Consider the following 10631-nt stretch of genomic DNA (forward strand, 5'->3'; position numbering starts at 1 on the left):
GTGACCGCCCTCGCCGATATCCGCGTCCCCCTGGCCCTTGCCGAAGGGGACAGGCTCACCGTGGACGGCCTGGTGCTGCGGGTGCGGGTCAGCGCCCGCCGCAAGCGGTTCGCGCTGACGGTGGAGGCGGACGCCGGGCTGACGCTGCACGCGCCGGAGGGCCGTCCGGCCGAGGACGGGCGGAGGTTCGTCCGTGAGCACCGGGCCTGGCTGATGGCCAAGGTCGGCGTACGTGAGCGGACCCGGTCGCTGAATCCCGCGAAGCGGCTGATCGAGGGCGAGGTCTTTCGCTACCTGGGCCGGACGTATCGGCTGAAGCTCGTGGCGGACCCACCCGCCGACGGCAGGGTGCGCCTGATCGCCGGGCGCCTCGTCCTGGGCAGGGAACAAGCCGAGGACCCGGTCCGCGGACGGGCGGCTCTGGTCGACTGGTACTGCCGAGCCGGCCACACCTGGGCGGCAGGGCGACTTCAGCCGTGGGCAGCTCGGATGTCGGTATCCCTACCGGTGGTGGACGTCCGTGATCTCGACAGGCGGTGGGGCGTGTACCGGCCCGAGCCGAAGAACCACGGGCCTGGGCGCATGAGCCTCGGGTGGCCTCTCTTTCAACTGCCGATGCACCTGGTGGACTACGTCATTGCCCACGAGCTGGCGCATGTGCGGATCCCCGGGCACGGTGCCGACTACTGGCGACTGCTGAGGTCGGCTCTCCCCGAATGTGAGTCCCGCCGCGTGGAGCTCGATGAACTTGGGCGGCGCATGTGGATGGGGGACGTGGTTTAGCAGGGGATATCCGGTGGCTGCTCCGGGTCCTTCATTCGACTACGACGATGTCGGTATCTGCGCTACGGTCGAGCGGAAGCAGACCAGAATGAGCACATTTGGGGTGGGCATGGCCAGGACGACCAGCGGCGACCTTACAGCAGTTCGACAGGTCGGCCGCATGCTGGATGCGGCGTTCGACGGTCGTATCGACATGTCCGACTTCGAAAGCAATTCCGAGGACCAGCGTAAAAAGGCATTCCGATCCCGAGCGCTGGCAGCCCTGGCCGTGCGCATGGTCACCGGCTGGCAGAGCGCGGACGCAGCGGAAGCGGTCATCGACGGGCGGGACGACCAAGGCATTGATGCCATCGCCGTCACGAGTAGCCCTCCGCACGTCTACCTGGTGCAGGCGAAGTGGAGCGACCAGGGGCGGGCGACGGTTCGAACCGACGCCATCCTCAAGATGTTCGCCGGGCTGAGGCTGATCGACGGGGAAGAAAGCAGCCAGTTCAACCCGCGCGGTCAGCTGTTGGCCGAGCAGGCCAAGGAGGCGATGAGCGAGCAGGCGGTCGGGGTCACTCTGGTCACCGTTCTGATGGGCGCCGAGCCGCCGTCGAGGGAAGTCCTCAACGAACTGGTCAACGGAGAACGTGAGTTCAACACCCATGGCGACAGGGTCGACCATCGCTTCCTGCACGCCTCGGATGTGTGGAACTGGGCGCGTGCGGACGCCGCACCGGAGCCCGTGGCCATGTCGGTGAAGATGGATCCGTGGTTCTCCCTCGACGTGCCCCACCAGGCGTTCCAGGGAGTGGTCAAAGCGGAGCAGGTTGCCGGCTGGCTGGACACCCACGGCACCCGACTCTTCGAACTCAATATCCGAAACCCGCTGGACGGCACCCTCGCGAATGAGGAATTGGTCGCCACACTGACGGACGAACCCTCGCTTTTCTGGTACTTCAACAACGGAATCACCGTGCTCTGTGACACGGTGGATCCGTTGTACGACTCGATGCGAAATCCCCACGGCGGACCGGTGATTCTTCGGCTCACCGGTGCGAGCGTCGTCAACGGTGCTCAGACGGTCAGGGCGGTTCAACGAGCGCTTGAGTCCTCCGACGATCCTGCGACAGCGCGAGTAGGCGTGCGGGTGATCGTGACCGGTGGTGCGACCGACTTCTCCTCGCGCACCACCCGGGCCACCAACCGACAGAACCAGGTGGGGCCACGTGACTTCGCGGCCCTGGACCCGGTTCAGGCGGAGATCCGCGCCGATCTCCGGGCCGAACTGGGCAAGTCGTACTCGGTGAAGCGCGGTGAACTGAGTCCTTCACCCGAAACGGGATGCTCGTTGGATGAGGCTGCGGCGGCTCTCGCCTGTGCCCACCCGAACGCCGAGTACGCGGGTAGGACGGCCAGTTCACTGGACACGTTGTGGGACCGTGGTAGCAAGGAGACCTACGACATCCTCTTCCGTCCGCAGCCGAGCGCCTTCCAAGTATGGCGCTCTGTCGTGACGATGCGGCTGATCCGTAATGAGCTACATCGGCTGCGCCCCACGTACGAGAAGCTCCCTGCCGCCGCCCTGGAGCACGGGACCTACCTGATGTGCCACTTGGTGTTCCGCCAGTTGGGGACGGATCGGATTGACGACCCGGACCTCGATTGGGAGAGCGACGTCCTGCCCCAGGTGCCGGCGGCCGTTGGGGCGCAGCTCGCCGCACTGGTTGACGTCCTCGAAAAGGGTTACACGTCCCGGGTACAGGGACTCCTCAGTGATCCTGACAAGTGTCGCGAGCTCGCCGCGAAGGTTGCCGGACTTGGTGCTACGGGCGGGGATACGGCTGAACTGGTCGACCGATACGGCAAGCAGACTCAGGCGCGCAAGCGGCGACGGCCCAATGCCGTGCCTACGCTGGTCGATCACCAGGCCATCAAGGAAGGGGCGCCCCTGCGCTTTGTGCCGATGAACTCCATCGAGCAGGAGGCCCTGGCCGAATGGTTGGCGGAGGACGATCGGCGGTCCCGGGTCACTTGGGTCAACGACCGGACGAAGCCGCTGCTCTGGGAGGTGGACGGGCGGAGGTACTCGCCTTCCGGGCTGGTCACGCTGATGTGGAGGCAAGCGAAGTGGGAAGAGCGGCCGGTGTCCAACCAGGGTACGGCCCGCTGGCAGACGTCGGAGGGCGCGACCCTGGCCGCACTGGCCTTTGCTCTGCAAGATGGTAACGCCGAGTCCGACTGAGCCTAGCTGGGCCGCTCCGACGCAGCGCCGTGCTGGTGAGTGCTGTGCGGCAGGGCAGCTCCAGCCGTGGGCGCCAGTGGGTTGCACAGCGTGGGCGGCCCTTGTAGAGAAGCGACAAGGCGGTCCAAACCGCTGTCGAGTCGCTCACGGCTGTCCCTGGTGGACGGTCGGTGGACGGACGCCTATGGACGGGGTGGCACCGGGTGGTACGGGCCAACCTGTCGCACACGCTCTGATCAGCTGAAACGTCACGAGACGGCATGGCTCGGCGCCGCGCATCACAACCGTCGATGATCTCGTAATGTGTAGGGCCAGGGTTCGGAGCCTGCGGGCGGCTCCATGGGGAAACCCCAGGTCGGGGATCCGACCTGGGGTTTCTCGTTGTGGCGGCCGTGGAGCGGGTGGGCGTGGTCAGGAGGTGGGGAGGACGGAGACGTTGCCGACGTCGGAGTGCAGGCGCAGGTGGTTGGTTGCGGAGGAGTCGTTGGTGACGCGGATGGTGCGGTCGCCGACGTCGGAGGAGGCGTCGACGGCGTAGCGGCCGTTCGGGACGCGGAGGGTGACGTCGCCCGCGGAGCTGGTGGCTTTCACGTTGCCCGGCGCCGCGGCGAAGGACAGGTTGATGTTGCCGCCGTCGGTGCTCGCCGTCAGGGCGCCCGAGACGCCGTCGGCCTTGATGTCGCCCGCCTCGCTGTGCAGGTCGCCGCCGCCCGTCGTGCCGGTCAGGGTGACGTCGCCGGCCGAGGCGCGGAGGTTGACCTTGGCGCCCTTGGGCACCTCGACGGCGTAGTCCACCGAGCAGGTCGTGTTCGCGCCCAGGACGGAGCCGCAGCCGCCGGCCGACAGGGTGAGCGTGCCGCCGCTCTGGTTCCTGGTGACGGCCGGCTGCTTCGACCGGTAGCGCACCGTTTCGGTGACCTTGGTGGTGCCGCCGGCGGCGGGACGGGTGACGATGTTCCCGTGGTTGGTGGTCACCACCAGTTCGGTGACCTGCTCGGCGAAGTCGAACTCCGCCACGTGGGCGGGCCCGTCGCCGACGCCGCCCAGGTCGCCGACCCCGCAGCCGGCCATCCCGCCGAGCGTGGTCACCACGACGGCGGAGGCGACGGCGGCGTTCCGGACGCGCTGCGGCCGGATCACCCTCGGCCACCCGTGGGCGCCGGCTCCGCGAGTGTCCGGCCGTAGCGGTCGGTGTCGTGGAAGAAGTCGGGCACGGTCCGGAGTTCTCCGGCGGCGTCGACCGCGTCGTAGACGTGCTTGGCGACCACCAGGTCGAGCACGCCGAGGCCGAACGGGGAGAACACCACGGGTCGGTCCGTGGGCGGAGCGATCCGTCCGCCGAGCACGTCGTCGAGTGTGCCCGCGACGAACTCCCGGTTGCCGAGGGCCTGTTCGGCCAGGTGCGGGGAGGTGCCGGCCTTGAGGCAGTGCTCGACGTCGTCGACCACGTTCCAGGCCGAGAGGATCACCTCGGTCGACAGGTCGCGCAGCGACAGGTGCAGCACCAGGGGGTTGTGGTCGAACCAGGCCGGGTCGTGCACGTGCGGCTCGCCCGCGACGGTGGCGAAGACCACCAGGTCGCTGGTCCGGATCAGGTCCTCGGCCGTGGCGTGCACCGTGACGTCCGAGGACTGCGACCGGCGGAGGTAGTCGGAGAAACCCGCGGCGTGCTCGGAGGACAGGTCGTGCACGCCGATCTCGTCGAAGTCGAACCCGGCCGCCGCGAGGTAGGTGTGCACGTAGCGGGCGATGAGCCCGGCCCCGACGAACCCGAGACGGCGCGGCGTGGTGCCGCGTGCCTCGCCGAGCGCACGGGCGGCCAGGGCGGCCGATGCGGCGGTCCTGGCCGCGCTGATGATCGAACTCTCCAGCAGGGCGAACGGGTAGCCGGTCTCGGCGTCGTTCAGCACCAGGACCGCGGAGGCGCGCGGTATGCCGGAGGCCACGTTCTCCGGGAAACTGGCGATCCACTTCAGGCCGTGCACGCCCACCTCCCCGCCCACCGAGGCCGGCAGGGCGATGATCCGGGACGACGGCCGGTCGGGGAAGCGCAGGAAGTAGGAGTCGGGGTTGACGGTCTCACCGCCGCCGTGCAGCCGGTACGCCTTCTCGACCGCCGCGATGACGGCCTGCTCCCGGCCGGCCACGGCCTGGTGCACCTGGGCGCCGGAGATCACGGCGAACGTCGGAATGCGGGACATGGTCACTTCTCCACGGGCTAAGGGTCGGGTGGTCAGCGGGTGTGTCAGAGGGAGAGGCCGCCGTGGACCTCGAACACCGAGCCGGTCACGTAGGCCGCACGGTCGGAGGCCAGGAAGCCGACCAGTTCGGCGACCTCCTCGGGACGGCCCAGCCGGCGCAGCGGCACGTTCTGCAGGATCCGTCCGATCGCGGCTTCGGAGGCACCGCCCACCATGTCGGTGTCGATCAGGCCCGGCGCGACGGCGTTGGCCCGCACGCCGCGCGGACCGAGTTCCTTCGCCAGGCTCTTGGTGAAGGCGATGATCCCGGCCTTGGAGGCGGCGTAGTTGGCCTGCCCGGCGTTGCCGGAGATTCCGGAGACCGAGGAGAGGTTGACCACGCACCCGCGGCCGCGCTTGGCCATGCCGGGCGCCACTGCCCGGCACAGGTGGTAGACCCCGTCCAGGTTGACGCTCAGCACCTGCTGCCAGTCCTCGTCGCGCATCAGCACCAGCGGACGGTCCCGGGTGATGCCGGCCGAGGTCACCACGGTGTCCACCGGCCCCAGTTCGCGTTCCGTCTCGCGCACCCAGTCGCGTACGGCGGCACCGTCCGAGGCGTCGCAGCGGGTCGCGAGGACCCGGACGCCCAGCTCCGCCGTCTCCTTCAGCAGCGACTCGGCCGCGGCCTCGTCGGACCGGTAGCAGAAGGCCACGTCGTGACCGTCCCGGGCCAGCCGCAGCACGACCGCCCGCCCGATGCCCCGCGAACCACCGCTCACCATCGCGGTCATGACGCCACCTCGAAGAGTCGCAGTACCGCGACGGCGACGGTGCCGTCCCGGTCCACCGCCGAGACCAGGGCCACCCGGCCGGCGGCGGTCGGGTCGGCCCCGGCGATCACGAGCAGCGCCGCGATCTGCAGGGTCGCGGACGCGGCGCCGGTGTCACCGAGCAGCGCCATCGACGGGACCCGGTCCAGTGCTTCCGACGGCACCAGTGAGGCCAGCGCGGCGCGCTCCGCCTCGCCCTCCGGGGTCGGCGCGGCCGTGGGGACGGCGGCCCACACCTCCTCCGGCGCGACGCCCGCCCGGTCGAGGGCGCGGCGGGCGCAGGAGGCGACGGCGGCCTGCGGGTCGTCGTCCACGTCGATGCCGGTGGAGACGGCCAGCACCGCGGCGAGCGGCGGCAGTTGGCCGGCTCCGGCCGGTTCCAGCAGCAGCAGCCCACAGCCCTCGCCGAGCAGCGGGGCGGGCTCTCCGGGAACGCCGGCGGCCTGTTCCAGCCAGGCCTGGGTGGGGGCGAACTCCTCGGCGGAGCCGACCAGGCAGTTGTCGGCGCGGCCCTGGTCGAGCAGGCGGCGCGCGTAGTTGAGGGCGAGCAGGCCGCTCACCCGTCCGCCGCCGACCGTGGCGTTGGGGCCGCGGAGGTCGTGCCGGATCGCGGCCGCCCCGGCGGAGTGGTTCATCACGCAGCCGGGGATCAGGCCGACCTCGACGTAGAAGGGCCGGGCGTTGGTCAGCGAGCCCCGGATGACCGCGGCCATGGTCTCCTTGCCGCCCATGGTGGTCCCCATGACGAGGCCGGTGCGCTCGTCGGTGTGCGGCACGGGCCCGTGGTCGGGGTCGGCCAGCAGCTGGTCCGTGGCGAGCAGGGCCATGACGGCCAGCCGGTCGAGGGTGTAGCTGTACTCCCGGCCGAGCAGGCCGGGACGGTCGAGGTCGGGCACCAGACAGGCGTCGGGGCGGGGCAGCCGCGGGCCGTCGGGCTCGGTGCGGGCCGCGGCCAGCCCCGAGCGCACGCCGTCGGCGAAGTCCCGCCGGGAGAGGCCGTGCGCGGAGACCGCCGACCAGCCGGTGATGACGAGGCCGTCGGCCGGCAGGGAGGCTGCTACCGGGGGCGCGGACATCAGACACGCTCCTTGAGGGAACCGAGGATCAGGACGGCGTTGTTGCCGCCGAAGGCGCTGGAGTTGTTCTGGACGATCTGCACATCAGCCGTGACCGCGTGGTTGGGGACGCAGTCCACCGGGCACTGCGGGTCGGTCTCCTGGTGGTTGATGGTCGGCGGGATGAACCCGTTGCGGATCGACAGGGCGCAGGCGGCGGCGGCCAGCGCGCTCGCGGCGCCCATCGAGTGGCCCAGCATCGACTTCAACCCGACGGTGCGGGGCGGGCGTTCGCCGTAGACGTCGACGATGGCGCCGGCCTCGGCGGCGTCGTTGGCGCGGGTGCCGGTGGCGTGCGCCGAGATGTAGTCCACCTCGTCCTTCTTGACGCCCGCGTCGGCCAGGGCGAGTTCCATGGCGCGGGCGACGCCGTCCCGGCTGGGCGCGGTGGGGTGCTGGGCGTCGCAGGAGAGGCCGTAGCCCAGGACCTCGGCGTAGATGCGGGCGCCACGGGCGAGGGCGGATTCCAGGGACTCCAGCACCAGGACGCCGCCGCCCTCGCCGGTGAGGATGCCCTTGCGGTTCACGTCGAACGGCCGCACCACGTCGGGGGTGATGGCGCCGAGCCGCTGGAAGGTGGCGAACGTCTTGCGGCACACGGCGTCGGCGCCCCCGCACAGCGCGAGGTCGGCCTCGCCGGACCGGATGACGTCCAGGCCGTAGCCGATGGAGTAGTTGCCGGCCGCGCAGGCGGTGGTGAGCGTGACCGCCTCCGCGTCGCGGAGCCGCAGTTCGCGGGCGACGGCGGTGGACAGCCGTCCCGAGCCCAGGCGTCGGGCCAGCACCGGGTCCAGCGCGTCGGGGCCGCCGTCCGCCAGCTCCTGCTCGACCAGGAGGCCGAGGTCGTGGGACTCGCCGTCGGTGGTGCCGATGCTGATCAGCACGTGCCGGTCCGCGAGCTCCTCGTCCGTCAGCCCGGCGTCCTCGACGGCCTGACGGGCCGCGGCGACGGCGAAGTGCCCGGCGCGACCGGTGTAGTCGAGCGGCATGTTGCGGATCCAGCGGGCCGGCTCGAAGTCCTCGACCTCGGCGGCGTTCTTCCGCAGGAATCCGGTGGTGTCGATCCGGGTGAGCGGGCGGGCTCCGGAGCGGCCCTCCCGCAGCGCCACGGCGTACTCGTCGGCACCGGTGCCGATGCTGGTGATGACGCCGATGCCGGTGACGACGACGGTGCGGCGGGCCTGGGCCGCCGGCTGCGGAGCAACGGACACGGGACTCCCTACCATCCCGCCGCGCGCGCGGTGACCCGGTGGATCGCCCCGACGTTGACCATCTCCGGCAGCTCCTCCATGTCGATGACGATGGTGAACTCCATCTCGATCGCGCTGAGGATGTCGATGAGCTTCAGCGAGTCCACGCCCAGTTCGTCGACCAGGTGCGTCGAGTCGCCGAGGGCGGAGGACTCGACACCGATCTGCTTCGCGACGATTTCCCTGATCCGGTCGTAGTGCTCTGGCGTAACGGTGGACATGGTTCTCCTTCGGGCTCGACTTCGGGCTCGACGTTCAGGCTCCGGTGGTTCCGGACGCCAACCTAGGGGGCGCCGATGATTGGCAACTGACATCCCGCTGACGCTGGTTCGCCTCCGGCGCGGCTCACCGACGGCGCCGGTTCAGCACCGCTGGCGCCGGTTCAGCACCGCCTGCGCCGGTTCACCATCGGCGGCGCCGGTTCACCACCGGCGCTCCGGTGCGCCACCGGCGCGGGATCACCGCTCGACGGCACGCCGGAAGCCGCGCAGCGCGGCGGGTACGACGGCCAGCAGCACGATCCCGAGGGAGACGGCGACCACGATCCCGGGGTGGGACGCCGGGAATCCGGCGGCCGTCGACCCGGTCGGCTGGTTGCCCCACAGGACGCGGCAGACGGTGATGACGGAACTGACGGGGTTCCACTCCGCTGCCGGACGGAGCCAGCCCGGCAGCCCGCCCACCGCGACGTAGGCGTTGGACAGGAAGGAGAGCACGACCAGGATCAGTGCCCCGGTGCCGTCGATCGCCTCCACGTTCCGCATGGTGGTGCCGAGCAGGATGCCGACCCACAGCATGACGAACGAGAAGGCGAGCAGGACCGCGAAGCCGGCCAGGATCCGGCCCGGCCCCCCGTGCGGGCGCCAGCCGAGCAGGAGACCGAGGCCGGAGACGGCCACCAGCCCGACCACCGCGGTGACCATGTCCGACAGGGCCCGGCCGACCAGCACGCTGCTGGCCGATATCGGCAGCGAGCGGTAGCGGTCGACCAGTCCGTCGCGCAGGTCGATGGCCACGCCCAGGGCGGTGGGCCCGACGCCGGCCAGGGCGACCTGGGCGGCGATCCCGGCCATGATGTAGTCCTCGTAGGAGGAGACCCCGGGAATGGCGATCGAGCCGCGGAACAGGTAGCCGATGGCGATCAGCATGACGGCCGGGGTCATGGTGATCAGCAGCAGCCTGCCCGGCGACCGGCGCAGGTGGCGAAGGTGACGGCCGGTCAGGACCGTGGTGTCGGCCAGGTAGGCTCCCAGCGCCGTCATGGCTGATCGGTTCCTTCCGTGGAGGTGGCCCCGGTCGGGGCGGCGGCGCCGGTGAGGGCGAAGAACACGTCGTCGAGCGAGGGCCTGCGGACCTGGAAGTCCGCGGCGGTGATGCCGCGGTCCCGTAGTTCGGAGGCGGCCAGCGCGACGTCGTCCAGCCCGTGTTCGAGCGGGACGGTGACCCGGCAGCCGTCCTCGTGGGTGGTCGGGGCGCGGCCGCCGAGCGCGGCGAGCGCGGCCGCCGCGGCCTGGAGCTGTCCCGGCTGGGCCACGGTCACCTCCAGGCTGTCGGTGCCGACCTTGCGCTTCAGCTCGTCGGGGCTGCCCTCGGCGACGACCCGGCCGGCGTCGATGACCACGACGCGGTCGGCCAGCTCGTCCGCCTCCTCCAGGTACTGGGTGGTCAGCAGGACGGTGACGCCGCCGGAGACCAGGTCGCGCACCACCTGCCACAGCACGTTCCGGCTGACCGGGTCGAGACCGGTGGTCGGCTCGTCCAGGAACAGCACCTCGGGCTCTCCGACGACACAGGCCGCCAGGTCGAGACGGCGGCGCATGCCGCCGGAGTAGGTGCCCACCGTCCGGTCCGCGGCGTCCAGCAGCCCGAAGCGGTCCAGCAGTTCCTGGGCGCGCGCCGCCGCGCCGCGTCGGCCGAGCCGGAGCAGCCGGCCCAGCAGCACCAGGTTCTCCCGCCCGGTCAGCAGCGCGTCCACGGCGGCGTACTGACCGGCCAGGCCGATCCTGCGGCGCACCTCGCGGGGGTCGCGGGAGACGTCGTGGCCGGCCACCACGGCGCGGCCGCCGTCCGGCCGCAGGAGGGTGGCGAGGATCCGGACGGTGGTGGTCTTGCCGGCGCCGTTCGGGCCGAGCACGCCCAGCACCGACCCGGCCGGCACCTCCAGGTCGATGCCGTGCAGGGCGGTGTGGGTGGCGTAGCGCTTGCTCAGCCCCTCGGCGAGGATCGCCTTCTCGGCGGCCACC

At 71.1% G+C, this 10631-nt stretch carries 10 protein-coding genes; 2 read left to right on the forward strand and 8 right to left on the reverse strand.

All coding sequences use genetic code 11. The features are described 5' to 3' along the window. Entirely contained in the window at window positions 1–783 is a 783-nt protein-coding gene (locus tag ACZ7C5_RS09375; protein WP_470322346.1) for a M48 family metallopeptidase, read from the forward strand. 109 nt (window positions 784–892) lie between these two features. Further along, window positions 893–3010: an AIPR family protein gene (locus tag ACZ7C5_RS09380; RefSeq protein ID WP_470322347.1), complete on the forward strand. Its 2118-nt coding sequence runs from the start codon at window positions 893–895 to the stop codon at window positions 3008–3010. Between the two features lie 411 nt (window positions 3011–3421). Here the strand turns inward: ACZ7C5_RS09380 and ACZ7C5_RS09385 are convergent, their stop codons facing one another. From ACZ7C5_RS09385 to ACZ7C5_RS09420, 8 genes are all read right to left on the reverse strand, one after another. Then, window positions 3422–4150, reverse strand: coding sequence for a DUF4097 family beta strand repeat-containing protein (locus ACZ7C5_RS09385; protein ID WP_470322348.1), 729 nt, complete (start codon window positions 4148–4150; stop codon window positions 3422–3424). Continuing rightward, complete coding sequence (gene sbnB, locus ACZ7C5_RS09390) at window positions 4147–5211, reverse strand: 2,3-diaminopropionate biosynthesis protein SbnB (RefSeq protein WP_470322349.1); 1065 nt, start codon at window positions 5209–5211, stop codon at window positions 4147–4149. The genes ACZ7C5_RS09385 and sbnB overlap by 4 nt, the downstream gene beginning before the upstream one ends. 44 nt (window positions 5212–5255) lie before the next feature. Next, entirely contained in the window at window positions 5256–5984 is a 729-nt protein-coding gene (gene fabG / locus ACZ7C5_RS09395; RefSeq protein WP_401080448.1) for a 3-oxoacyl-ACP reductase FabG, read from the reverse strand. Then, on the reverse strand, window positions 5981–7099 hold the full coding sequence (locus ACZ7C5_RS09400) for a beta-ketoacyl synthase N-terminal-like domain-containing protein (RefSeq protein WP_401080446.1): 1119 nt from the start codon (window positions 7097–7099) through the stop codon (window positions 5981–5983). The genes fabG and ACZ7C5_RS09400 overlap by 4 nt, the downstream gene beginning before the upstream one ends. Further along, window positions 7099–8364 carry a beta-ketoacyl-[acyl-carrier-protein] synthase family protein gene (locus ACZ7C5_RS09405; protein WP_401080444.1) on the reverse strand — a complete coding sequence of 422 codons (1266 nt, stop codon included), beginning with the start codon at window positions 8362–8364 and terminating at the stop codon, window positions 7099–7101. The genes ACZ7C5_RS09400 and ACZ7C5_RS09405 overlap by 1 nt, the downstream gene beginning before the upstream one ends. Next, on the reverse strand, window positions 8358–8609 hold the full coding sequence (locus ACZ7C5_RS09410; RefSeq protein ID WP_188299926.1) for an acyl carrier protein: 252 nt from the start codon (window positions 8607–8609) through the stop codon (window positions 8358–8360). Before ACZ7C5_RS09410 ends, ACZ7C5_RS09405 begins: the two co-directional genes overlap by 7 nt. Before the next feature lie 237 nt (window positions 8610–8846). Next, a complete protein-coding gene (locus tag ACZ7C5_RS09415; RefSeq protein ID WP_401080441.1) occupies window positions 8847–9650 on the reverse strand; it encodes an ABC transporter permease in 804 nt (267 codons plus the stop codon). Continuing rightward, a complete protein-coding gene (locus tag ACZ7C5_RS09420; protein ID WP_401080439.1) occupies window positions 9647–10630 on the reverse strand; it encodes an ATP-binding cassette domain-containing protein in 984 nt (327 codons plus the stop codon). Before ACZ7C5_RS09420 ends, ACZ7C5_RS09415 begins: the two co-directional genes overlap by 4 nt. Between the last annotated feature and the right edge of the window lies 1 nt (window position 10631).

The sequence above is a fragment of the Kitasatospora sp. NPDC036993 genome, from assembly GCF_055607525.1.

Excerpts from the sequence above, each read along its gene's own strand:
- ACZ7C5_RS09400 (WP_401080446.1), bottom strand. The coding sequence starts at position 7,099 with ATGTCCGCGCCCCCGGTAGCAGCCTCCCTGCCGGCCGACGGCCTCGTC.
- ACZ7C5_RS09380 (WP_470322347.1), top strand. The coding sequence starts at position 893 with ATGGCCAGGACGACCAGCGGCGACCTTACAGCAGTTCGACAGGTCGGC.
- fabG (WP_401080448.1), bottom strand. The coding sequence starts at position 5,984 with ATGACCGCGATGGTGAGCGGTGGTTCGCGGGGCATCGGGCGGGCGGTC.
- ACZ7C5_RS09410 (WP_188299926.1), bottom strand. The coding sequence starts at position 8,609 with ATGTCCACCGTTACGCCAGAGCACTACGACCGGATCAGGGAAATCGTC.
- sbnB (WP_470322349.1), bottom strand. The coding sequence starts at position 5,211 with ATGTCCCGCATTCCGACGTTCGCCGTGATCTCCGGCGCCCAGGTGCAC.
- ACZ7C5_RS09405 (WP_401080444.1), bottom strand. The coding sequence starts at position 8,364 with ATGGTAGGGAGTCCCGTGTCCGTTGCTCCGCAGCCGGCGGCCCAGGCC.
- ACZ7C5_RS09415 (WP_401080441.1), bottom strand. The coding sequence starts at position 9,650 with ATGACGGCGCTGGGAGCCTACCTGGCCGACACCACGGTCCTGACCGGC.